This window comes from Nostoc sp. (assembly GCF_036919495.1).
Lineage (GTDB): Bacteria > Cyanobacteriota > Cyanobacteriia > Cyanobacteriales > Nostocaceae > Nostoc.
Genome location: NZ_JBALBZ010000115.1, coordinates 1 through 23,483, shown reverse-complemented (window position 1 = coordinate 23,483; position 23,483 = coordinate 1). Strand labels below are relative to the sequence as shown.

The window sequence follows — 23,483 nt, the reverse complement described above, 5'->3', positions numbered from 1 at the left end:
CAGCTTATCAACTTCTTCCTGAAGATTAGAAGAGTTGGGGGAAGCGCCGATATTAGCATTTACCTTACATTTGGAGGCGATGCCAATAGCCATCGGCTCTAGATTCGTGTGATTAATATTAGCCGGGATAATCATTCGTCCCCGCGCCACTTCGTCGCGAATGAGATCAGCAGGGAGATTTTCGCGTTGGGCGACATAGTGCATTTCTTCGGTGATAACACCTTGGCGGGCGTAGTGCATTTGAGATACATTACTCTGCCCACGTCGTTTAGCAACCCATTCTGTCCGCATATTGTAATTCCTCAATAAACAGCTTCCCTCCGCTGGTATTACCCAGACTCAGGTGTTAAGGGTGTGATCTCAGCCTGGTTATGTAGGCACCCCTAGCATGGATGTAGTGTACCACCTTCGTTATATCTAGAGGCAAGGGTGTTAACAAATTATGTTGTTTTTTCGGAGTCTGGCTTTAACTTAACTGTATTAGACCTCTTGCAAAAGTCTATCCCCTTTTCTACATCCCGTGAAAAGTCAGGTTGAGCGACAGCATTTGCTTGTTGAGCGGCAGCATTTGCTTGTTGAGCAACAGCATTTGCTTGTTGAGCAACAGCATTTGCTTGTTGAGTAGCAGCATTTGCTTGTTGAGTAGCAGCATTTGCTTGTTAAGTAGCAGCATTTGCTTGTTGAGTAGCAGCATTTGCTTGTTCGTAGGTCATCAATGCTGTTTTTTGTGAAGCTGCGCCAAATCTCTTAATTTCTTATTTCTTCTCTTCGAGACGCTTCTCTACGAGAGGCTTCGCCAACGCGAAGGCGTACTTGGCGCTCTTGGTGAACCAGCGCTGTAGGCGGGTTTCCCACCGTAAGCGACTGGTGTTAGCGCGGCGTAAAGCCTTCTCTACGAGAGGCTGCGCCAACGGCATGGCTTCGCTTAGAGCGACGTTCGCGTAGCGTCTCTAAGAGTTGGAGCGTCACTCGAAGGGCGGTTCGTTCTTTATTTCTTGCACCATAAGCGTATCTTCTTCATACAGAATAGGAAAGCAAGCTATACACAGCATCTCTTATAGAAGGGGATTTAACCGAAAAATTACGAATTACGAAGTTGTTCAATTAGCTCAATAATTTGTTGATAGTACTGGATATTTCCTTCTTGATAATACAAGTCTGCTGATTTCTGGAAATCTGTAATTGCTCGTTGATAGTCTTCCAGATTGCGGTAGACATCTGCCCTAAGAATGTAAGCTGAAGCCCAATTAGGCTGACGCAGCAAGGCTTGGTTTAAGTCTGCAAGGGCCCCTTGTAAGTCTCCCAGCAGAGAACGGCTACGACCCCGATTGTACCAGTCTTCAGCAAAGCTAGGGTCGATCGCGATCGCTCGACTATAATCTTCCATTGCCCCTTGATAATCTTCTAGGGCATAGTGAGCATTAGCGCGATCGCTGTAAAATGCAGCAGATTGGGGATTTATTTGTAATGCTTGGGTGTAATCTGCGATCGCATTTTCATATTCTTCTAAAGCATAATGGGTAGAACCTCGGTTGTAATATGCTTCAACTAAATCGGGATTAATTTCTAATGCTTGATTATAATCTGCGATCGCTCCTTGTTCATCTCCCAAAAGACGACGAGCATTTCCTCGATTGCAGTAAGCTTGCGAAAATTCAGGAACCAACTCTATTGCTTGGGTGTTATCATCAATTGCTCCCTGTAAATCTTGCAAGGCTTCACGGGCAATCCCCCGACCGTAATAAGCTGCGGCTAAGTTATCATTTAATTGCAATGCCCGATCGTAATCTTTAATTGCTCCTTTATGATCTCCTAAAGAACGACGAGCCGCCGCGCGATCGCAATATCCTTCAGCTAAATTAGGATTGAGTTGTAATAAGCGATTACTATCTTCAATTGCACCTTGATAATTTCCCAGTCGGCGACGAGCATTCGCCCGAAAGCCGTATACTAAAGCTAGAGTCGGATTTTCTTGTAACGCTTGGTCATAATCTGCGATCGCACCCTCATAATCCCCAAGAGTACTACGAATCAGACCCCGTTCAGAATAGGCTTGCACATCATCAGGATTGAACTTTAATGCTTGGTTAAAATCCTCAATTGCTTGATGATATTCTTTGAGATGAGCAAGAACCAGACCCCGATTGTAATATGCTCCGGCAAACTTGGGATTGATTTCTAGGGCGCGGTTGAAATTAGCGATCGCACTTTGATACTCTGCTAAAGAGTAGTAGGCATTACCTCGGTTATGATAAGCCTCTGCCAAGTTTGGATCTAATTGTAATGCTCGGTTGTGGTCAGCGATCGCTTCGTGAAAATTTCCTAAGATATGGTGAATATTACCGCGATTGCTGTAAGCTGCGGCAAAATTGGGATGCCACTGTAAAGCTTGTTGAAAATCAGCGATTGCGCCTTGACGATCGCCGCTTTCAAAACAAGCTACACCCCGATTATGATAAGCATTGGCAATATCAATATTGATATTATCAGCTAACTGGGTACTGGTTACAATTGTTTGGATATAATCAGCGATCGCTTTGTCGTATTTTTCTAAGGCAAAGTAAGCATTACCCCGGCTGTGGTAAGATTGGGCGAGATTGGGATCGATTTGTAATGCTTGGTTATAATCTGCGATCGCTCCTTTGTAATCAGCTAAAAAGTAACGTGCATTACCTCGGTGATAATAGGCTGTGGCAAAATCGGGATTGATTTTTATAGCGCGATTAAAATCTGCGATCGCACCACGATAATTTTTGAGTTTACCACTTAGAATAATCCCTCGATTATGGTAAGCTTCGGCATAGTTAGGATTGAGCTTGATTGCTTGGGTGTAAGCTGCGATTGCTCCTTGATAATCCCCTTGCAAATTGTGGTTTAATCCTTGGTTTAATAATTCTTCAGCATTCATATAATTTTTTTGGATTTCGACATTCTCTAGCTTTCAGGCAACGGGATTTTTTACGATTTGTTTTGAAAATCGCTCCAGCTACTATTGTGCCTCTTGCTAAGATTTTAATTCCTGATTTTCTGTTAGCCCAGATTAGTGAGACGTATTTCAGGCGACATAAACAGCAGTAAGCACCGCAAATAAGCACGGTGGGTGTTTGAGTCGCAGGAGAAGTTAGACAAATTGACGTTTATTTCATCCCCAAACCACAACCAAGTAACATACCACAAACACTCGGATTATTAGGTGAACTTGTCACTACCCCTTCTCTACTTGAACCATTTCGTAACGCAGCGTCAGCTACAGAAATTTGCGATTGTCTCTTAAAATTATTAGAGGTACGTGGCGATTTACAACGACAGTCCAATCGAAATAAAACACGCATTTTAGAATCTGATTTACCAAAATTATGGATTCTTACCCCCACAGCATCAGCGCAACTCTTATCAGGATTTGGTGCTAATCCAAAAGTTGGCTACCTTCCTGGAATCTACTTCATGCCAGAATATTTGCGTACCGCGATAGTAGCAATTCATCAGTTGCCATCTATCTCAGAAACCTTATGGCTGAGAATCATAGGTAGAGGGAACGTTCAAAAGCAAGCAATTGACGAACTAGAAGCGCTTACTCCTGATAATCCTTTCCGAAAAGCAGCGTTAGAATTGCTGTACAACTTGCAACAAAACTTACAAGTCACTCAAAATCAAGACGAGGAAGATAGGGAATTACTTATGCGATTAGCACCACTTTACCAACAAGACCGAGAACAGGCGATACAAGAAGGTGAACAACGGGGACTCGAAACAGGACTCGAAACAGGACTCCAAACAGGAATTCAGCAGGGAGAACGCTTGGTGGTGGAAAACTTGCTCAAAGTTCGCTTTGCTGAAATAGATAATGAGCTTCAAGCAATTATTGAACCTTTATTGACGTTACCACCAGAAGAGTTTACGCCTTTACTGTTGCAGTTATCCCGTGAAGAATTAATTGATAGGTTTTCCTAGTATCAATCACATATCCTTTACTGATTAGGGAAAAGAATTAAACTCTTTTCCCTTTTTATTTTTTCCACTTTCTACCTCACGTTACAATGTAAAATCGAAGACATTAATACAGTATTATAAAAATCAATTTATAAGTTGTTTAACCAATGAAAACTTTATTTTGTAGGTTTGCATCGCAATGGATTTTCTGACAATTTTAGGATTAGCGGCTGCCACAATAACCACAATCTCTTTTTTGCCACAGATGTTTAAAACGTGGCGAACAAAATCAGCAAAAGATGTATCTATGGTGACACTAGTTACATTCATAATTGGTGTTTTTTTGTGGTTAATCTACGGAATCTATTTACAAGCCTTGCCAATTATTCTTGCTAATAGTATGACATTGTTTTTTAACTTGATAATTTTATGGCTTAAAATTAAATATAGATAAAGAAGCCCTGGCGACTATAAATCGCGGCTAGACAAATTCTTGTCAGCCTGCGCGGATTAAAATCAAACCCAGTTCGCGTCCCATCTTGTAGAAAAGAGAAGGAAAAGTGGTTTTTGCCTGTGTAGGCGCGAATTCTATGAGACTCCATTATTTAAACACCCCTAACAACATCTGTGACATCATCTGTATTTACCTCTGAACACCTCCTTTTCACCCCCGCTAACCCAGATACCAACGCTATCCCCATCATTTTCGCCTTTCCCAATGAGTACAGCGTAGGCATCACTAGCCTCGGCTATCAGGTAGTTTGGGCAACTTTGGCTATGCGTGATGATGTGCAGGTGAGTCGCCTGTTTACAGATACTCACGAACAACTCCCCAGAAGCCCGGAAATTGTGGGATTTTCGATTTCCTGGGAACTGGATTATGTGAATATTTTAAATTTGCTGGAATCTTTAGAAATTCCCATTCTGGCAACTTCTCGTGATGATTCTCATCCGATAATTTTTGGTGGTGGGCCAGTTCTCACAGCGAATCCCGAACCTTTTGCAGATTTTTTTGATGTAATTTTACTGGGGGATGGCGAAAACCTCCTGGGAAATTTCATTGAGGCGTACAAAGAAGTAAGAAATGCCTCAAGACAAACTCGACTAAAAAGACTTGCACAAATACCAGGAATTTATATCCCTAGTTTGTATGAAGTCGAATATGAAAGCATAGATGGTGCAGTAAAGTCAATTAAACCAATTTCTCCCGAAATTCCCGCAGTGGTGCAAAAGCAGACTTATCGAGGAAATACGCTATCGGCATCAACTGTAGTCACCGAAAAAGCCGCATGGGAAAATATTTACATGGTGGAAGTGGTGAGAAGTTGTCCAGAAATGTGCCGCTTTTGTTTAGCGAGTTATCTCACACTGCCTTTTAGAACAGCCAGTCTTGAAGGTTCATTAATTCCAGCCATTGAAAGAGGTTTAGAAGTCACAAATCGGCTAGGATTATTGGGCGCTTCTGTAACTCAGCATCCAGAATTTGAGACTTTGCTAGATTATATTAGTCAACCAAAGTACGATGATGTTCGTCTCAGTATTGCCTCGGTACGAACCAATACCGTAACAGTGCAGTTAGCAGAAACTTTGGCGAAACGAGACACGCGATCGCTTACCATTGCAGTAGAGAGTGGTTCTGAGAAAATCCGGCAAATTATCAACAAAAAGCTGCATAACGACGAAATTATCCAAGCGGCGGTAAATGCCAAAGCTGGCGGATTAAAAAGCTTGAAACTCTACGGAATGGCAGGAATTCCCGGTGAAGAAGCAGAAGATTTAGAACAAACTGTGGCGATGATGCGTAATATCAAAAAAGCTGCGCCGGGATTGCGGTTAACATACGGATGCAGCACCTTTGTACCCAAAGCACACACACCGTTTCAATGGTTTGGGGTGAATCGCCAAGCAGAAAAGCGGTTGCAGTTTTTGCAAAAACAACTAAAACCACAGGGGATAGAATTTCGCCCAGAAAGCTATAATTGGTCAATTATACAGGCTTTGTTATCGAGAGGCGATCGCAGAGTATCCCAACTCCTGCAACTGACTCGTGACTTTGGCGATTCCTTGGGTAGCTACAAACGTGCTTTCAAACAACTCAAAGGACAAATCCCCGATTTAGATTACTACGTCCACGCCGAATGGTCAACAGAACAAGTATTACCCTGGAGCCACTTGCAAGGGCCTCTGCCACAGTCTACACTACTAAAGCATTTGGCTGATGCAAAGAGTTATATCAACCCATCCCCCAAGGAACTACAGCCATTGAGTTCCTAGCTGAAAACTTGATGCAAAACACAGCCGAGTATTACTGCGCCTATTGCGGCGAACCGAACTTAACTTTTATTGATTTGAGTGCTGGAGGACAGCAATCTTATGTTGAAGATTGTCAAGTTTGCTGTAACCCAAATATTTTGTATGTTCGGGTTGATGAAGATACCCTAGATATCGAGATTGATACAGAATCCGAAAGTTGAATTTTAGGTTTTTCTTTCCATGCTGCACTTTAAACATTCCTCAGTAATTAATGCCCCACCAGAAGTAGTTTGGAAATTTCACGAAAGGGCAGATATTTTGCAACTGCTAAATCCACCTTGGCAGCCAGTCCAAATCGTTCGTCGTGAGGGGGGGCTGAATGTGGGCGCTATCACTGAATTTCGCCTGTTTCTCGGCCCATTACCCTTAACTTGGTTAGCGCGTCATACTGAATGTGAAAAATATCGCCTGTTTACCGACGAACAGATATCTGGCCCTTTTGAATCTTGGGTACATCAACATGAATTTGAACCGGAAGCTGGCAAAACTAGGCTGACTGACGCTATTTCCTTCTCTATGCCTGGTGGAGGAACAGTTGAATTTGTAAGTGGTTGGTTAGTGCAAGTGCAACTAGAAGCGATGTTTCGCTATCGCCATTATGTAACGAAACGAGAATGTGAGTCACAATAGCAGAATATGCTGCTAGCAAAAATCAATTATCCTGATTCTTCAACCCTAGCCGCGAAACCCACTTTACCAAACTAGGAAACAAGAGATACAAAGCTTGCGAGAAATTCGCCAAACCAAGCATCGCACCTGTAATCAGTACCGTAGGAGTTATACTTTAAGTTTCAAAAACCTATTTACTATTTATTAGTCTGGGTAATAACACTCTATAAACCTTCTAACTTTCGTTAGATTTTTTATCATCATATCAAAAATAGTTTTTTAGTCAAATTACAAGTTCTTATTTGCAGTTGTTTGGTAAAAATACCTCTGCTCTATAGGCTTGTAAAAGCTATTATTGAACTTTTGTTAGATAAATATTTCTTAAACTCCTTAAAATCTCATTCTTTAGAGTTGCTTCTACTTTGAAACTCCAGACAGATAGCGCCAAATAGGTAAGTTAAGTAATATGAACAAAGTAATTAGCTTCTTAAAGGAATTTAACAATGGCACTTTATCCTAGTGATAAAACTGAAACTGCATACAATGGTAAAGACCGCAATGCTGGTGATCTTGGGATAACTCCTCAGTCTGAACTTTGGAACGGTCGCTTGGCTATGATCGGTTTTCTAGCTTACCTACTTTGGGATCTCAAGGGTTATAGTGTGTTGCGAGACGTACTTCACCTCGTTTCCTAAACTCGCCGCTAATTATTGACCATCTTTGTTGCAGGCTTAGATTATATCTAAAGTATCAAACAGAAGGCACTGGTTATAATAAAGACTAATAGTTGCCAGTGTCTTTACTCATATTCCCCAATCTTTGAACCGAAAACAGTTTTTAGAATAGCATCTATTTGTGTAATACTATTTAAAGTATCTTAATATTTATACATATATATTTTGAGCATTGGCATTGTCCAGTGTAAAACATTGGCCACTAACAGATTTTCCCTGTTAATTGCTTTTGTCGTAACTATATTTTTGAAATTTTCACCTGAATGCTAGGCGGAGTAAAAGCGTGACCCAGTTAGAAGAACCACCCAGTCATCAAACAAAACAGACTCCAGTAGTGAAAAGGAAATCTCAGTTTAAAGGGCTTTTCATTGCTATTGTCATTGTTAGCACATGGGTTATTAGCCTGAGTATATTACTTTCACTTGACATCTCCAAGCTGAAATTTTGGATGTTATTGCCTGTTATACTATGGCAGACATTTTTATATACGGGATTATTTATTACATCTCATGATGCCATGCATGGGGTAGTATTTCCCCAGAATCCCAAGATTAATCATTTTATTGGAACATTGACCTTATCTGTTTATGGTCTTTTACCATATCAAAAACTCCTGAAAAAACATTGGTTACACCACCATAATCCCGCAAGTAAAATAGACCCAGATTTTCATAATGGTAAACACCAAAATTTGTTTGCTTGGTATTTTCATTTTATGAAAGGTTACTGGAGTTGGGGACAAATAATTGCGTTGACTATTATTTATAACTTTGCTAAATACATACTCCATATACCAAGTGAGAATCTAACTTACTTTTGGGTGTTACCCTCGCTTTTAAGTTCATTACAATTATTCTATTTCGGGACTTTTTTACCTCATAGTGAACCAATGGGAGGTTATGTACAGCCTCATTGTGCCCAAACGATTAGCCGTCCAATTTGGTGGTCATTTATTACATGCTATCATTTCGGCTACCACGAAGAACATCACGAATATCCCCATATTTCTTGGTGGCAGTTACCAGAAATTTACAAACCAAAATAGTTATTGTTTATCTAATATAATAGCAACAAGAATCACACGATAATCTATATAGTTTGAGCAAAGTATTCTTTTAGATTATCCTACTTATGCTAATTAATAATTCTCGTCTTGTCACCTATAGCCCTGCTTATACAATCGTTCCTACTTACGAGTGCTTTAATCGTTGTAGTTACTGCAACTTTCGCAGCGAACCGGGTAAAAGTCCCTGGATGAGTATTTCAGATGCAAAAAGTATTTTAAAATCGCTTCAAAGTGAAAAAGTCTGTGAAATCCTTATCCTCAGTGGTGAAGTGCATCCCCATTCGCCAAGGCGTCAGGCGTGGTTTGGGCGGATTTATGATTTGTGTGAATTAGCGCTTTCAATGGGGTTTTTACCGCATAGCAATGCAGGCCCCCTGAGTTTTGAGGAAATGCAAAAGCTGAAACATGTGAATGTTTCAATGGGGCTGATGTTAGAACAGTTAACACCAACATTGTTAAATACTGTACATCGGCACGCACCAAGTAAATTACCAGAGATACGGCTACAACAATTACAATGGGCGGGAGAGTTGCAGATTCCTTTTACAACTGGGTTACTGTTAGGAATTGGAGAAACTGTAAATGATTGGTGGGAAACTTTGGAAGCTATTTCTAGCTTGCATCAACGTTACCATCACATTCAAGAAGTCATCCTACAACCTCATAGTCCTGGACATCAGCAAACTTTTGATGCACCACCTTTTGATCCCCATGAATTACCAGAAGTAATTGCGAAAGCGCGTAAAATTTTACCGCCAGATATTACTATTCAAATTCCGCCCAATTTAGTTAAAGATAACTGCTGGTTACTCGCTTGTATCGAAGCTGGTGCGCGAGATTTAGGTGGAATTGGCCCAAAAGATGAAGTGAATCCCGATTATCCTCATGTTCAAGAACAGGCATTAAGAGAAATTTTACAACCTGCTGGGTGGGAATTGGTGGCGCGATCGCCAGTTTATCCGCAATTTGATAGCTGGTTGTCGGAGGAATTACAAACAGCAGTGAAACGCTGGCGAAAAACTCTAACATCAGTTTCTGTTTTGTCAGAACAGCGAAGTAGAGATTTTCATAATTTGTAATTAAGTTTTGACCATGATAACTGTACAATTACTCTTGCGAGAAATATTCTCGGCAATATTTCCTTGAATCGCCTGTTGCAGTAAACTTTCACGGCTAGCTCCTAGAACAATCACATCACTGTTGTCAAGTTTTGCACACTTAAGGACAGCATCAGAAACAGAATTGGCACAAACTGGAGTTGCCATAACTTTACCACTAACTCGGCGTTGCAGAAAGTGAACAGATTTATCTAGTAATGTTGTGTCAGGAATGGAGTTACTAGGCTGAAAAACCTGACATAGCTTGATTTGAGGTGATGTACTTAAAGAAGCAAGAGCAGGTAATAACTTAATTGCTTGGCTGGAGTTAGGGCCGCCTGCCATTGGCAACAACCAACGGTCAAAAGCTCTTTTATCATCCAATTTAGCCAAAATAATATCACAAGGAGCCTGTCGAATTACCGTATCAACCACTCGGCTGAAAACTCTACCAGGAGTTGATGTACTGCCTTTCCAACCCATCAGTACCAAATCAATATGTCGATCTTTGACAGTCTCCAAAATTGCCCCAGCAACATTATGTGTAACTCTGATTTGGGTGTGAACGGGAATCCGCCATTTCTCTCCTAATAATATTGCCTGTTGCAAAAGTTGAAGACTTTTGCTGATTTGCACTGGTGTTTCTGATGGGATGCGGCTAGAAGGAACGATAATCACTTGTAGGCATTCTATTTCGTAATTGCGATCTTTGGCGATCGCAACTGCCATTGCCAGTAAAGTCTCGGCTGTCTGCGGATGTGAAAGTGGTACTAGCAAACGTCCTTTGCCTGTAGCCGGAGCGCGCGTTTGGTAAACCACATAAGAAGGCGCTGATTTCGGTTCTATTTGTTGGCTATTACCACTGAGTCGCTCTGCTTCTACACGAATAATATCACTACGAGTAATAATTCCGATTAACTTCCGATTTTCTGTAACAGGTAAACAGCTTAGATGATAACGATTGAGTATATGCAGTACATGAGCTAGTGTAGCCGTGGGGTTTACTGTCACTGGCTCTGGTGTCATAATCTGGCCGACCGTTGTATCTTTAGCTAACTGTTGCGAAGCAATATTAACTAAATCTTTTTGAGTGACAATGCCAACAACTTTACCATTCTCTAAAACTGGAAAATTGCGATGGTGAGAGTGGGAAAATGCTTGTACTGCTTCATCAGTACTCATTTGACTAGAGAGAGTTTCGACACGCCGTTGCATCACATCTGCGGCACTCAGTTGTGCTAAAAGCCCCTCTGTGCTTGGCTCTTTGGTAATATGAATCCCTTTCCACTCTAGTAAAAGGTCGTAGAGCGATCGCCGGTCAATTTTTTCCGCCACTAAATAAGCAACCACAGACGCAATCATTAACGGTAGCACCAGATTGAAATCAGTTGTCATCTCAAACACAATGACGACTGCTGTAATTGGTACCTTAGAGACGGCGCTAAAAAAAGCAGCCATGCCCACATGAGCATAGACTGTTGCAGCACTCATTCCCAGTAAACTGTGTTCGACAGCACCCACTAAGTAACCAAGGGCAGCTCCCAAGACCAAGGTTGGAACTAGTAAACCTCCTGGCGCTCCAGAGCCGTAAGTAAAAATAATTAGGATAAACTGAACTAAAAGAGCGATCGCGGCAAATGACCAGTTAGTATTACCCCCAAGCAAAATTTCTCTCAGCCCAGCATGATCCCTAAAGGTAGCAGGTAATAAAGCGATCGCCAAACCACTGACTAACCCAGCGATTCCAATTCTCCAGGGTAAACTCAACCTTACTAGGCGGCGGTTAATTGCTAGACTCTCAAGAATACCCTTATTAAACAGAATGCCTAGAAGTCCCGCCAGCACTCCTAAAATCAAGTAGAAAGGGATTTCCTGAGCAAAGAAAGTTGTATCTGGCAAACCTAAATTCAGATGATTCAGATCCAGGTTATGACTACCATAGAGCCGGGAGATCACTGAAGCGATAAAAGAAGCCAAAATCGCAGTGCCAAGAGTAATACCTGATACATCTTGCAGTAATTCTTCCACTACAAAAAGGACACCTGCGATCGGTGCATTAAAAGCCGCAGCTAACCCAGCTCCGGCTCCGGCGGCGATAAGTTGGCGACGATGCTCTGGTGAAGTCGGTGCCCAATTACTCAGTTGATTTGCCAAGGCTGCCCCAATTTGGACAGTTGGCCCTTCCCGCCCTAAAGGCATTCCAGAACCCAGCACTAATGTAGCGCTGATCAACTTCACCAAAGCAATCCGCAGATTTAACGGCATTGGTACGCGAGCCAATACGGCTTTGACTTCAGACATTCCACTACCTGATGCTTCAGGTGCAAAGCGCTCGACTAGCCAACCAGCTAAGATTCCTCCTATCAGTCCAATGCCTGGTAGCACCAAGTAGGCAGGCCAAAGGTAAGAAACATGTACTCGCAATGCGCCTGCCCAATCCACTGCCTGTCCTAACAGAACTGCCGCTAGCCCAGAAACAAGACCAATCAGGCAAGCTTCCACGAAAGCTAATCGCCTAGGTCGAAGCAGCTGATGCCAAAGCCTCAACCGGAGAATTTTACCCTGGGCTAACATATTTTTAACAATCACTTGTCATAAATGAAGGTATATAAATGTCTGAAATATCTTATCGTTCACTCTATCCATAGTGTTCCATAAAAAAATGAAATCTGAATGAAATTTTTTTGTACCTAAAGATAGATATGTGCAGTAGGTGATTGATAGCGAAGGCTCTGACGTAGTAGAGCGAGTATTTAGGAAACTCCAAAAAATAAATTATCCAATTTCTGGACTTCACTACGACTTTACCCTCCCCCTGCCCTCTTGCGCTCTTAATGATAAGTCTTTAACCGGACACGATATCAGGGGTGCTATTGGGTTTAGTATTCACCCCAACGATGCCATTGGCGAAAATCTGTTCCGGCACTTACAGCTAAACCAATTTGGTGCTGTGAAGATAGTTCATCGTGGCCACCTTCGTTTGCGCCAATATAGTACATCCGGAAACTGCCATCATCCATTGGGACTACACAAGGTGTGCCTACAGCCCGTGCATCCCAACGACCAGAACCCTTTTGAGCATGGGAAAAGATAGAACCTCCAACTTGCTGTCCAAAATGTTTTTGCCAATGAATCCCGTCGCTAGAAACAGCTAGACCTATGGAGTGATAACCATTGTTATTAACACCTTCGTAGAACATTACGTACTGTCCGTTTATTTTCAGAACATTACGAGTACCAATGCCTCTCTCATCAAAACTTCCAGACTCACCTGCTTCTAAAATATGACCAACTTTTTGCCAATGAAAACCATCGGAAGACACAGCTAAACCGACCAAGAATCCTTTGTCAGGATTTAAGGTATGGTAGTAAAGTTTCCAGGTTCCATCATCATCACGCAAGACTTGTGGCCAGGCGCAAAATAGGGCATCAAACTCCCCTGCCTTACCTAAATCGAGAAAAGCTCCTTGATAAGTACCTTCCAACCGTACCCAATTTATGCCATCACGGGAGATAGCGCAGCCAGGGCGCATATTTAATCCTTTAGCTTTAAAGCCTCCCATCTCAACAACTGTGTGGTCTCCACCGAAATACCACATCCAATAAAGACCATCGTAGAAGTAGACATTGCTCACACCAACATGGGCTGAGTCAAACCGACTAGGATTTTGGTGAGGCTCAAAGATAGCCCCCATAGTTAATAATCCTTGGACGCGTTGCCAATGAATTCCATCAGCAGAAATCGCTAAACCACAGCGACCAGTGGGCAAATTGATTTGCCGATCAAAGGACGCATCCCGACCGTAATACCACATCTTCCAAGTTCCATCGGGACAATACAAGACCTGTGGCGAAGAAACTCGTTCCGAATCCCACCAGCCTTCTGGTCCAGGCATCAAAACCAATCCTGGTTGATGATTTGGGGTTTTTGGGTGACTCATATCTAAATCTAAAATCCAAAACAGAAAATGTCTATAATTAGCAACTTGGGTTAATATACCAGTCCGCTTTGATTTTTGAAATTATTTGCGTGGTACACGTTCGCGTTCGCGTTCGCGTCTCCGACAGGAGAAGCGCAAGCGCGATAGATAGGCAGTAGGGAATAAGGAGTAGGCTTGCCGTTAGCGTAGCCGAACGGGAGTAGGGAAGAAGCCTTTTCGGGGTGTACTGATTTTTTCAAAAATTAAATACGAGTCTTATGTTAACCCTCTTTACCTCGTAGCTCAGAATTGTCCTTATGATTTGGCAGACTTCGCCAATACTGGGTTAGAAAAAGCTGATTTTTGGGCAGACTACTTTAAAGAAATAGCTGATTTAACGTTGATCAAGTATGAATACAGCAGTTGCTTTTGAAAAAAGTAGGAGACAAAGAGCAGTAAGCTCTTCCACCTTTAAATTACATAAATTGGGTGGGCTTTTTGGCCTACGGCACAAGAGTTATGTTTAATTTGATTATACAGATTAGATGTTTTTTAGCTTATTCCTCCAGCAACATTGCCTTTGTTGTTAAATTTTAATTTGGAGCAAAGTGACGATGATGCTTAAATTACGCAGATGCTGGTTGAAAATCAATCCCCGGCGGTATGTGCCAATTAAAAAAAATTACTATTCATCGAAATGGCGATCGCGAAATTTACTGTTGTTATCAATTGTGGTGATTTTGTCCATTAGCATTAGCGCCACGGCTATCACTAGTTACAACATTGTTAAGGGATTGTTGCTCGATAGTCTCAAGGAGCAAGTACTGTTAAAAACATCCCAAGGTCAGGATAATATTGATAACTGGTTAGCCATTCGTAAGACAGAAATTAAGACTTTAGCAAATTCTCTTGTGGTGCGATCGCTGGATTTGTCTGCGATTCAACCTTACTTGCAATCTGAGGTAAAGCGGCTGCAAACGTTTTTACTTATGGCTTTGGCTACACCGGATGCTACATTAATTAATACTCACGGGGATCATCTTAATGTTAAAGATCGAGAATTTTTTAAGCGGAGTATGCTAGGTGAAACGGTAGCTGCCGATCCAATTATTGGACGTACAACTAATCAGTTACAGATTCAGATTAGTTCGCCGATTCCTGCCGAAACAGGCACAAAGCCAGCAGGTGTATTAATGGGAGGAATTCCGATTAACCGGGTAGTTGAGGCGATCGGTAATTTACACCAAGGTAAGGGCAGCTATGCCTTTGCACTGAATTCTCAAGGAATTCCCATCGCCCATCCCAATATAAAACTAATTGGTACACCCGAAAAAGCTGCTCAGAGTTTCCTTAATTCACCCAATCCCCAGTTAGTAGAAATTGCTCAAAAGATGGTAGCTAAACGCACAAACATTGAATTGGTTCAACTGGATGGTAGGTGGAGCTATGTTGCTTACACTCCCCTCAGAGAAGCAAATTGGTCGGTAGCGTTGATTGTGCCACAAGAAAATATTGAATCGCCATTGCAGGCGTTGAACCTATTAGCTACAGTTTTGGGAGGATTGTTAGTGGTTGGGTTGATTGGTGCATGGCGACAGGTGCAACTATATGAACAAATCCGCGATCGCGCCTTTGTTTTCAGTCAGCAGGCGCAGGAACTCAGCAAAACCTTAAAAGAATTGCAAAATACCCAAGCTCAACTTATCCACACTGAAAAAATGTCTAGCCTGGGACAATTGGTGGCTGGGGTGGCACACGAAATCAATAATCCTGCTAATTTTATTCACGCCAACCTCAACCATGCAAGTGTTTACAGCCAAAACATCCTCGATTTGCTAAAGCTTTATGAACAAACCTACCCAAATCCTACACCAGAAATTCGCGATCGCGTCCAAGACCTTGATATTGACTTTCTAGCAGAAGATTTACCCAAGCTAATGGCATCGATGCAAGTAGGAACCAAGCGCATTCGTCAAATTGTGCTGTCGCTGCGTAATTTCTCGCGCCTTGATGAAGCAGACATGAAAATTGTAGACATTCATGAAGGATTAGACAACACTCTGATGATTCTGAACCATCGTCTGACAGCCACGCCCGATCAACCAGAAATTCAGATCGTTAAAAAATACGGTGATTTACCCCTAGTAGAATGCTACGCAGGGCAACTAAATCAGGTGTTTATAAATGTTCTAATGAATGCGATTGATGCACTCGAAGAAGCCAGCCAAAAACGGAGTTTTGAGGATATTAAAACCAACCCCAATCAAATTAAGCTCCAAACTAAAGTTGACAAATCAAGTCATTACGCGATCGTTCAGATTTACGATAATGGTATTGGAATGTCAGAGGATGTCAAGCAACGGGTATTTGACCATATGTTTACTACTAAACCTGTGGGCAAAGGAATGGGATTAGGAATGGCGATCGCATATCAAATTGTTGTAGACAAACATGCAGGAATTATTGAAGTTGATTCTACGCCAGGATGCGGAACAGAGTTTACCATCCGTATTCCTTTAACAAGTAAAAAGTAAACTTATTAAATCTTAGAAAGAATCGCTTGGGCAGCAGCTTCATCGGTAATTAGTCCTGTAATTAGCTTGCCATGCAGAGCAGCCAAAATCGCCTCCGACTTTCTCACAGTGCCCGCCACACCAATAATGAGTCGATGAGCCGGTTGTTCGAGAGCTACACTAGCAACCCGACTGTTTGTCCCCTCTTGCAGCAATACTCCGCGATCGCTATAAGCCCAACCTGCAATTTCTCCGACTGCTCCCAGTTCAATTAATTCAGCCACCTCATCGTCATTGATGAAGCCGTCTTGATGTAACGGAGCATTCCAGGCAATGTGACTAATTCCGACAAAGGTTACTTTGGCTTGCTCTGCAAGAGTTTTGACGGCGAGAAACGATCGCTGAGTCTGCAAAAGTTCTCGTTCTTCAATACTAGTCGCGACAACCGGAGTCGGCACTGGGTAAGCTTGGGAACCGACGCGATCGGATAAATGTATAACTACTTCGTGACGACCTGCACGCCCAGAGTGGGACATATTCCCAATAATTGAAACAATTTTATGCTGGGGTTGGTTCATTGAGGGTATTTGCTCCACCATTGCTCGCAATGTGCGACCTGAGGAAAACGCCAATATACTTGGGGTTTTAACCATCAGGTAAGCCTCTAGGTGGGTGGCAGCACATACACCAATTCCGTATAATCTATCACTACTACCTGCATCAGTTGGTACTACTTCACAAAGTGACAGAGCAAAGCGATCGCGTAACGACTCAGCCAGAGCAATGCATTCACTCAGGGGATGATCGAGTCGAAATTTAATCAATTTTTCACTGACCGCCAGTGCCACTAAGCGTTGTGCAGCTTGCCGGGACACATTGAGCTTGGCGGCAATTTCTTCTTGGGTATTGCCAGCGATGTAATAGAGCCAAGCAGCATGAGCAGCCAAGTCTAATTTGCGCGCCCGAAGGGGCAAGCCAGCTTTGCTGGCATCGCGCCGCTCTAAAAAAGGTTGTCCCATATACTACCTGCAAAAACTATATAGCTATCAAAGGCATGATTGCATTTTTTTGAGTATATGCCCAAAGATATAATTTTTGCTCAATTATCTTTAAAATTCTATTCTCCCCCAGTAACCTCCAAGTTAAACCCAGTAATGTAGCTTGCCTCTTCGCTCATCAAAAACGCTACTCCATTTGCCACCTCTTCCAGGCTTCCTAAACGCCGCATTGGCACTGAATCGATCATCTGTTGCTCAACCACCTTGGGATCGGCATCAAAGTATTGCGATCCTACTGCTGCTTGTAATTCGGTTTGTCTTGTCCACATAAAACCAGGGCCAATCAACGCAGGCGAGAGCGCATTCACGCGAATGCCGTAAGGTGCTAAGTCTTTTGCTGCTGTTTGAGTAATTCCAATGACAGCAAACTTTGAAGCGGCATAAGCCAACATATTTGGTGGCCCAACCACCCCTGCATAACTGGCCATATTAACGATCGCACCTCCACCTGCATCGCGTAATTGTTGTGCAGCCGCCTTGAGAATTTGGAAAACACCGACAACGTTAATGTTAATCACCTTTTGAAAGTCGTGTTCAGGATATTCGTCAGTTTTGGCAAACACTCCTTGATAACCTGCATTATTAAATACATAGTCAATCCGCCCAAACTGCTTTACAGCGTCGGTAAAAGCTTTGACAACATCATGACTAGCTGTAACATCACAGCGAAACGTGCCAACTGGAACGTTGTAACCTTTTAGTTCCCCAGCCACATCTGCCATCTTCGGTTCATTCAAATCTAGCAGGGCTATTCCTGCGCCATTAGACGCAAAACGGTGTGCGGTTGCCTTGCCAATATCTCCTGCACCGCCAGTAATTAGGATCGTCTTACCTGCAAACTGATAAGTTGCTTTTGCCGTCATAGATTCAACCTCTTATTGAAGAATTATTGCAAATGGCCGTGATGGAAATCAGATTGGTATGATTTCTATTATTGAGCTTTTGCCCAAACTTAGAGCATAAAATCAAAAATTTATTTCGTTCGGTTTTTTACTTTAAAGGAGTTATGCGATGCGTATTCGCCGCTTCGCTAAAGTGCTAGCTGCATTTCTCGCTGGAGTGATGCTGGCGCAATTAGTATATGCTTGCTCACCGCGCTCCCAAGCCGCAGAGAAAACTAGACTGACAATCGCCACTGTTAATAATGGCGACATGGTGGTGATGCAAGGGCTTTCTCATAAATTTGAGTCAGCTAATCCTGATATTCAACTCCGGTGGGTTGTGCTGGAAGAAAATGTGTTACGCCAACGCACAACTACAGATGTTGCTAGCCTTGGTGGGCAGTTTGATGTCATGACCATCGGTTCCTATGAAACACCAATCTGGGCTAGGCGGGATTGGTTAAGACCCTTGGATCTAGGCGCAAACTATGATGTAAATGACCTGCTAAAGCCCATACGAGAAGGACTTTCTAATAACGGCAAACTTTATGCTGTGCCATTCTATGGGGAAAGTTCCATGCTGTACTACCGCAAAGACTTGTTTGAAAAAGCCGGGATTGCGGTTCCTCAACAGCCAACTTATCCCCAAATGAGAGAATGGGCAAGCAAAATTCACGACCCAGCGCATGGGGTTTATGGAGTTTGCCTGCGCGGAAAACCCGGTTGGGGTGAAAACGTCGCATTTGTTTCCACATTGGTTAATACCTATGGTGGACAGTGGTTTGATATGAAGTGGCAACCAACGATCAATACTCCAGCTTGGAAAGAGGCGATCGCCTTTTATGTCGATCTGCTTAACAAATATGGGCCACCAGGAGCCAGTTCCAATGGATTTAATGAGAATTTGGCATTATTCTCAACGGGTAAATGCGGTATGTGGGTAGATGCAACCGTTGCTGCGGGGTTGTTATCCAATCCGAAAGAATCCCAAGTGTATAACAAAGTTGGTTTTGCCCGTGCGCCAATTGAAAAATATCCCAACGGCTCAAATTGGCTTTGGGCTTGGGCGTTAGCGGTTCCAAAAACCTCAAAATCACCCGAAGCCGCGCAAAAATTCGTTGCTTGGGCAACATCAAAGGAATACATTCAACTGGTTGCTAAGGAGAATGGCTGGGTTGCTGTACCACCAGGAACTCGGACTTCCACTTATGAAAATCCTAACTATCGAAAAGCTGCACCTTTTGCAGAAATCGTGCTGGCAGCAATCCAATCTGCTGATGTTACCCATCCATCTGCACAACCAACTCCTTATAAGGGAGTTCAATACGTTGATATTCCAGAATTTCAGGCGATCGGTTCTTCTGTCGGACAAACCTTGGCGGCGGCGTTGACCAATCGAACTTCGGTAGACCAAGCGTTGCAGCGATCGCAGAAATCGACTGAACGTTTCATGAAACACACGGGTTATATCGAGTGAAATCTTTATTTTTCTCTCTGTGTCTCTGTGGTGAAAAATTAATTTATTTAACCGCAGAGGCGCAGAGAACACAGAGTAGTTACCCACAAAACTTTCACATAGATTATGTCTTCTTCATTAGCGGTAAAACCTCAACACGAAACGCCACCCACCAAGCAACGCAGTACGCGGCAAGTGTCAACCTTACCTCTGGTTGCGCCTTCGGTCGTTCTCCTACTGCTGTGGATGATTGTGCCTCTGGTGATGACTATATGGTTTTCCTTTCAGCGTTATAACTTGCTGAATCCAGATGCACGTAAATTCATCGGGATTGAAAATTTTACGTTCATCCTGAGTGACTCAGCTTTATGGATATCAATCGCCATCACAATAGTTTTGGTTGTTTCTGTTTTAGCAATCACAATTGGTCTGGGGACACTCCTAGCAATTCTCTTTGACCAAGACTTTTATGGTCGTGGAGTGGCGCGGGTACTAGCAATCTCTCCATTTTTTGTTATGCCCACAGTTAGCGCCCTGATCTGGAAAAATATGCTGATGCATCCAGTGAATGGGCTGTTTGCTCAAATTACTAGAGGTTTGGGTTTAGGGGCGATCGATTGGTTTGCCAGCGTTCCCTTACTTGCCATCATTATTATTGTTTCCTGGGAATGGCTGCCCTTTGCGTTGCTGATTTTGTTGACTGCAATTCAGTCACTCGATCGCGACCAGTTAGAGGCGGCGCGGATGGATGGCGCAAATGCGATCGCTCTATTTCGTTTTGTCATGCTACCCCATCTGAGCCCGAACATCTGCGGCTCGATCAAAGCAACCCAAGCGTGAATGGTGAAGTATTAGTTGTAGAACGATTAGGCGGAGAAACCTTTCTCTACATCAAGATTGCGGGTGGCGAAACCATCGTTGTGCAAACAGACGGAGATAATCCAGCTATTATGCACGATTACGTTCCGATTTACATTAACGGTGAGCTTTGCCATTTGTTCGATCGCGACGGTGAAGCCATCCCTAAAGTTCATCGTCACCACCTAACCCAGAATGAATCCCATGAACAGCAATATCAGCACAGACTCAGCAATCAAGTTGAATGAAGCATCTCTATCTCAGTTAGGCAATAACGTTCGCGTACCCAATTACGATCGCCATCAAATCACTAACGGTATTGTCCATATCGGTGTGGGTGGGTTCCATCGCGCACATCAAGCGTTATACCTGGATAATTACTTTCATCAAAATCCTGATAGTGAATGGGGAATCTGTGGGGTTGGGCTACTAGAATTCGACAAACAGATGCGGGATGCACTGAAATCACAAGATTGTTTGTATACCTTAGTTGAAAGATCCACAGAAGGCGATCGCGCTCGTTTAATTGGAGCAATTACAAAATATCTGTTTGCCCCAGATAACCGCCAAGCTGTGATTGACACTTTAGCAGATCCCAAATGCCGCATCGTTACCCTCACCATTACCGAAGGAGGTTACTACTATATTGAAGGTAGCGGTGAATTCGATGCCAATCACCCAACAATTCAGTACGATTTGCAGCATCCCGACGAGCCAATTGGAGTATATGGCTTTTTGACAGCAGCCCTTAATCGCCGCCGTCAACAGGGAATAGCACCGTTTACCGTGTTGTCCTGCGACAATCTGCAAGGTAACGGTAACATTGCCCGCAAAATGTTAACCGCATTTGCCCAAATGCAGAACCCGGAATTGGGGCATTGGGTTGCTGAACAGGTAGCCTTTCCTAACTGCATGGTCGATCGCATTACCCCCGCCACAACCCCAGCAGATATCAAAATGGTGGCGGAAGAGTTTAACATTGATGATGCCTTTCCAGTTGTTGCCGAACCGTTTCTTCAGTGGGTAATCGAAGACAATTTCAGCGCAGGTAGACCTGATTGGGAATCAGTTGGCGTTCAGATGACTAAGGATGTTCATCCCTACGAGATGATGAAAATTCGGTTGCTCAACGCCAGTCACTTGTTGATTGGCTATCTTGGCTCCTTGGCAGGTTATACATACGTCCATGAAGTCATGGCAGATCCATTGATCCGACAAGCTATCGATAATTTGATGGCAGAGGTTACGCCCACACTCCAACCTGTACCTGGAATTGATTTAGATAATTACAAAAAAACCTTAATTGAACGCTTTGCCAATCCCAAGATTCGAGATCAACTGCCGCGTCTTTGCCTCAATAGCTCCGCCAAAATGCCAAAATTTGTTTTAGGGTCAGTCCGTGACGCGTTGCATCAAGGAGGAGCCATTGATTACATGAGCCTAACGGTTGCTGCTTGGTTCCGTTACCTCAACGGACAGGATGACCAAGGTAATACCATTCCCATTGATGATCCAATAGCAGGTACTCTAACTCAACTAGCTCATTCCAGTGGCAGCGATGCCAAACCATTGCTTAATTTAACTGAGATTTTTGGCGATTTATCGCAGTCATCACATTTTGTTGAGTCAGTTACGAAGCATTTAGTCAGATTGTATGAGTTTGGAGCGAAAGAAACATTAGTACTCGACCCCACTAAATTGGATGAGCAACACATCCTTGGGTAAAGACGCGATTCATCGCGTCTCTACAAATGGTCTGTTTGTCGCATTCTTTTTCAAATTGGTATTAATTTTTCTTCCTTTGCGGTTCGTTTCTCAACCTCCTCAAAATCAATGACATAGACCACTAACCCGATTCTGACAAAAAACTTAAAGAGATATTAAAGCTGCGACTTTTCAAGGCGGAAGTTTCACTTCCGCCTTCTATTCTTAATAATTTGGAGGGGCAATTGACTGACATCGTAGTTGGCTTAGACTTGGGTACAGGAGGAGTAAGAGCGATCGCAGTTGATCTGCAAGGGCAAATTATCGCTCAGTCAACCAGAAGCTATCCCCTGTTAACTCCACAACCCGGTTGGACGGAACAAAACTCATCGGATTGGGTGGAAGCTAGTTTGGATGCTCTCTTTGATGTCACTCAACAGCTAAAGGGACATCGGGCAATTGCCCTCGGTTTGTCTGGACAAATGCATGGTATGGTTCCTCTCGACGCGGATGGCAAAGCGATTAGACCGACAATTTTATGGAATGATCAGCGCACAGGTAAAGCTGTTGCTGAGATTGAAGCTGCTATTCCCCGGCAGGAGTTGATCCAGCGCACTGGAAATCCGGCAATTACAGGGTTTCAACTGCCGAAGCTCTTATGGTTGCGGACTGAAGAACCACAAGCCTACACTCGGTTATGGCAGATTCTTTTGCCCAAAGATTATCTGGGATATGTGCTAACGGGCGAAGTAGTAACGGAACCTTCTGATGCCTCTGGTGTCGGCTGTCTGAATCTGGCGAATCGGCAATGGGATACAGATATTCTCCATACTCTTGATATTAATCCAGCATTGTTCCCTCCGGTAATCGAATCTACCGCGATCGCTGGACGGCTAAAACCAGAAATAGCCGCCCGCGTGGGATTACCTGTGGGATTACCTGTAATCGCCGGTGGAGGTGATAATGCCGCAGCAGCTATCGGTTTGGGCATTTCATCAAGCAACCTGAGCCGGGGTAGTTTGAGTATTGGCACATCAGGAGTGATCTTTGCACCGTGCAATCGCCCAATTCCCGATCCCGGAGGTCGGGTGCATTTGTTCTGCCATGTGGATGGTGGCTATCATCTGCTGGGAGTGACGCTAGCAGCAGGTGGTTCTCTGCGTTGGTATCAAGATACATTTGCACCGCAGATATCCTACACCGATTTGATGGATATGGCAGAGCGATCGCAGCCTGGGGCGCGTGCTGTGCTGACACTGTTGGCGAAATATTGCTTAACAATTTTGGCAACGTAATATTGCACGAAAATTCTGATTACTTCCGCAGCGATAGGATAATTAAATC

General features: G+C 43.2%; 22 protein-coding genes and 1 riboswitch. Of the genes, 14 read left to right on the top strand and 8 right to left on the bottom strand.

Annotation, left to right across the window (positions count from 1 at the left end; translation table 11 throughout):
- The 3 genes from V7K25_RS16305 to V7K25_RS16295 form a co-directional block, all read right to left on the bottom strand.
- The coding region (locus tag V7K25_RS16305) for a phosphomethylpyrimidine synthase ThiC (RefSeq protein WP_335159592.1) at positions 1-291 on the bottom strand (291 nt) is incomplete at its 3' end.
- Between the two features lie 7 nt (positions 292-298).
- Positions 299-395, bottom strand: a riboswitch (TPP riboswitch).
- A 116-nt stretch (positions 396-511) separates the two neighbouring features.
- On the bottom strand, positions 512-694 hold the full coding sequence (locus V7K25_RS16300; protein ID WP_335159591.1) for a hypothetical protein: 183 nt from the start codon (positions 692-694) through the stop codon (positions 512-514).
- A gap of 387 nt (positions 695-1,081) precedes the next feature.
- Positions 1,082-2,908 (bottom strand): tetratricopeptide repeat protein, encoded by a 1,827-nt coding sequence (locus V7K25_RS16295; RefSeq protein WP_335159590.1) that lies wholly within the window; start codon positions 2,906-2,908, stop codon positions 1,082-1,084.
- A gap of 536 nt (positions 2,909-3,444) precedes the next feature.
- Here V7K25_RS16295 and V7K25_RS16290 point away from each other — a divergent pair.
- Positions 3,445-3,951 (top strand): hypothetical protein, encoded by a 507-nt coding sequence (locus tag V7K25_RS16290; RefSeq protein ID WP_335159589.1) that lies wholly within the window; start codon positions 3,445-3,447, stop codon positions 3,949-3,951.
- A gap of 123 nt (positions 3,952-4,074) precedes the next feature.
- Here V7K25_RS16290 and V7K25_RS16285 read toward each other — a convergent pair whose 3' ends face one another.
- On the bottom strand, positions 4,075-4,260 hold the full coding sequence (locus V7K25_RS16285; protein WP_335159595.1) for a hypothetical protein: 186 nt from the start codon (positions 4,258-4,260) through the stop codon (positions 4,075-4,077).
- Here V7K25_RS16285 and V7K25_RS16280 point away from each other — a divergent pair.
- The 7 genes from V7K25_RS16280 to cofG all read left to right on the top strand — a co-directional run bounded on the left by V7K25_RS16280 (position 4,187) and on the right by cofG (position 9,731).
- Positions 4,187-4,384, top strand: coding sequence for a SemiSWEET transporter (locus V7K25_RS16280; RefSeq protein ID WP_335159594.1), 198 nt, complete (start codon positions 4,187-4,189; stop codon positions 4,382-4,384). The two genes, V7K25_RS16285 and V7K25_RS16280, sit on opposite strands and share 74 nt — an antisense overlap.
- Before the next feature lie 173 nt (positions 4,385-4,557).
- On the top strand, positions 4,558-6,204 hold the full coding sequence (locus V7K25_RS16275) for a B12-binding domain-containing radical SAM protein (protein ID WP_335159588.1): 1,647 nt from the start codon (positions 4,558-4,560) through the stop codon (positions 6,202-6,204).
- Positions 6,205-6,215: 11 nt separating this feature from the next.
- Positions 6,216-6,404 carry a CPXCG motif-containing cysteine-rich protein gene (locus V7K25_RS16270; protein WP_012411100.1) on the top strand — a complete coding sequence of 63 codons (189 nt, stop codon included), beginning with the start codon at positions 6,216-6,218 and terminating at the stop codon, positions 6,402-6,404.
- Between the two features lie 19 nt (positions 6,405-6,423).
- Entirely contained in the window at positions 6,424-6,873 is a 450-nt protein-coding gene (locus V7K25_RS16265) for an SRPBCC family protein (RefSeq protein WP_335159587.1), read from the top strand.
- A 482-nt stretch (positions 6,874-7,355) separates the two neighbouring features.
- Positions 7,356-7,547, top strand: a complete 192-nt coding sequence (locus V7K25_RS16260) for a chlorophyll a/b-binding protein (protein WP_100900692.1) — start codon at positions 7,356-7,358, stop codon at positions 7,545-7,547.
- 322 nt (positions 7,548-7,869) lie between these two features.
- On the top strand, positions 7,870-8,631 hold the full coding sequence (gene crtW, locus V7K25_RS16255) for a beta-carotene ketolase CrtW (protein WP_335159586.1): 762 nt from the start codon (positions 7,870-7,872) through the stop codon (positions 8,629-8,631).
- Between the two features lie 86 nt (positions 8,632-8,717).
- Positions 8,718-9,731, top strand: coding sequence for a 7,8-didemethyl-8-hydroxy-5-deazariboflavin synthase subunit CofG (gene cofG / locus V7K25_RS16250; protein WP_335159585.1), 1,014 nt, complete (start codon positions 8,718-8,720; stop codon positions 9,729-9,731).
- Here the strand turns inward: cofG and V7K25_RS16245 are convergent, their stop codons facing one another.
- Entirely contained in the window at positions 9,732-12,323 is a 2,592-nt protein-coding gene (locus tag V7K25_RS16245) for a chloride channel protein (protein WP_335159593.1), read from the bottom strand.
- A 305-nt stretch (positions 12,324-12,628) separates the two neighbouring features.
- Positions 12,629-13,690, bottom strand: a complete 1,062-nt coding sequence (locus tag V7K25_RS16240; protein WP_335159584.1) for a glycosyl hydrolase — start codon at positions 13,688-13,690, stop codon at positions 12,629-12,631.
- A 596-nt stretch (positions 13,691-14,286) separates the two neighbouring features.
- Here V7K25_RS16240 and V7K25_RS16235 point away from each other — a divergent pair.
- Entirely contained in the window at positions 14,287-16,203 is a 1,917-nt protein-coding gene (locus V7K25_RS16235) for a sensor histidine kinase (protein ID WP_442948093.1), read from the top strand.
- A 5-nt stretch (positions 16,204-16,208) separates the two neighbouring features.
- Here V7K25_RS16235 and V7K25_RS16230 read toward each other — a convergent pair whose 3' ends face one another.
- Entirely contained in the window at positions 16,209-17,201 is a 993-nt protein-coding gene (locus V7K25_RS16230) for a sugar-binding transcriptional regulator (protein WP_335159582.1), read from the bottom strand.
- Between the two features lie 98 nt (positions 17,202-17,299).
- A complete protein-coding gene (locus V7K25_RS16225; RefSeq protein ID WP_335159581.1) occupies positions 17,300-18,103 on the bottom strand; it encodes an SDR family NAD(P)-dependent oxidoreductase in 804 nt (267 codons plus the stop codon).
- Between the two features lie 148 nt (positions 18,104-18,251).
- On the opposite strand from V7K25_RS16225, the gene V7K25_RS16220 reads away from it, so the two are divergent.
- The 5 genes from V7K25_RS16220 to V7K25_RS16200 all read left to right on the top strand — a co-directional run bounded on the left by V7K25_RS16220 (position 18,252) and on the right by V7K25_RS16200 (position 23,434).
- Entirely contained in the window at positions 18,252-19,598 is a 1,347-nt protein-coding gene (locus V7K25_RS16220) for an ABC transporter substrate-binding protein (RefSeq protein ID WP_335159580.1), read from the top strand.
- Positions 19,599-19,703: 105 nt separating this feature from the next.
- Positions 19,704-20,417, top strand: a complete 714-nt coding sequence (locus tag V7K25_RS16215; RefSeq protein ID WP_335159579.1) for a carbohydrate ABC transporter permease — start codon at positions 19,704-19,706, stop codon at positions 20,415-20,417.
- Positions 20,414-20,683: a hypothetical protein gene (locus tag V7K25_RS16210; protein WP_335159578.1), complete on the top strand. Its 270-nt coding sequence runs from the start codon at positions 20,414-20,416 to the stop codon at positions 20,681-20,683. Before V7K25_RS16215 ends, V7K25_RS16210 begins: the two co-directional genes overlap by 4 nt.
- Positions 20,640-22,160, top strand: a complete 1,521-nt coding sequence (locus tag V7K25_RS16205) for a mannitol dehydrogenase family protein (protein ID WP_335159577.1) — start codon at positions 20,640-20,642, stop codon at positions 22,158-22,160. The genes V7K25_RS16210 and V7K25_RS16205 overlap by 44 nt, the downstream gene beginning before the upstream one ends.
- A 224-nt stretch (positions 22,161-22,384) precedes the next feature.
- Positions 22,385-23,434, top strand: a complete 1,050-nt coding sequence (locus V7K25_RS16200) for a xylulokinase (RefSeq protein WP_335159576.1) — start codon at positions 22,385-22,387, stop codon at positions 23,432-23,434.
- The last annotated feature ends 49 nt before the right edge of the window (positions 23,435-23,483 follow it).

What these genes read in the sequence shown, in the direction of transcription:
- V7K25_RS16300 (WP_335159591.1), bottom strand. Translation starts at nt 694, where the DNA reads ATGCTGCTACTCAACAAGCAAATGCTGCTACTTAACAAGCAAATGCTG.
- V7K25_RS16295 (WP_335159590.1), bottom strand. Translation starts at nt 2,908, where the DNA reads ATGAATGCTGAAGAATTATTAAACCAAGGATTAAACCACAATTTGCAA.
- V7K25_RS16290 (WP_335159589.1), top strand. Translation starts at nt 3,445, where the DNA reads ATGCCAGAATATTTGCGTACCGCGATAGTAGCAATTCATCAGTTGCCA.
- V7K25_RS16285 (WP_335159595.1), bottom strand. Translation starts at nt 4,260, where the DNA reads ATGAATGTAACTAGTGTCACCATAGATACATCTTTTGCTGATTTTGTT.
- V7K25_RS16270 (WP_012411100.1), top strand. Translation starts at nt 6,216, where the DNA reads ATGCAAAACACAGCCGAGTATTACTGCGCCTATTGCGGCGAACCGAAC.
- V7K25_RS16265 (WP_335159587.1), top strand. Translation starts at nt 6,424, where the DNA reads ATGCTGCACTTTAAACATTCCTCAGTAATTAATGCCCCACCAGAAGTA.
- V7K25_RS16260 (WP_100900692.1), top strand. Translation starts at nt 7,356, where the DNA reads ATGGCACTTTATCCTAGTGATAAAACTGAAACTGCATACAATGGTAAA.
- cofG (WP_335159585.1), top strand. Translation starts at nt 8,718, where the DNA reads ATGCTAATTAATAATTCTCGTCTTGTCACCTATAGCCCTGCTTATACA.
- V7K25_RS16245 (WP_335159593.1), bottom strand. Translation starts at nt 12,323, where the DNA reads ATGTTAGCCCAGGGTAAAATTCTCCGGTTGAGGCTTTGGCATCAGCTG.
- V7K25_RS16240 (WP_335159584.1), bottom strand. Translation starts at nt 13,690, where the DNA reads ATGAGTCACCCAAAAACCCCAAATCATCAACCAGGATTGGTTTTGATG.
- V7K25_RS16235 (WP_442948093.1), top strand. Translation starts at nt 14,287, where the DNA reads ATGCTTAAATTACGCAGATGCTGGTTGAAAATCAATCCCCGGCGGTAT.
- V7K25_RS16230 (WP_335159582.1), bottom strand. Translation starts at nt 17,201, where the DNA reads ATGGGACAACCTTTTTTAGAGCGGCGCGATGCCAGCAAAGCTGGCTTG.
- V7K25_RS16225 (WP_335159581.1), bottom strand. Translation starts at nt 18,103, where the DNA reads ATGACGGCAAAAGCAACTTATCAGTTTGCAGGTAAGACGATCCTAATT.
- V7K25_RS16220 (WP_335159580.1), top strand. Translation starts at nt 18,252, where the DNA reads ATGCGTATTCGCCGCTTCGCTAAAGTGCTAGCTGCATTTCTCGCTGGA.
- V7K25_RS16215 (WP_335159579.1), top strand. Translation starts at nt 19,704, where the DNA reads ATGTCTTCTTCATTAGCGGTAAAACCTCAACACGAAACGCCACCCACC.
- V7K25_RS16205 (WP_335159577.1), top strand. Translation starts at nt 20,640, where the DNA reads ATGAACAGCAATATCAGCACAGACTCAGCAATCAAGTTGAATGAAGCA.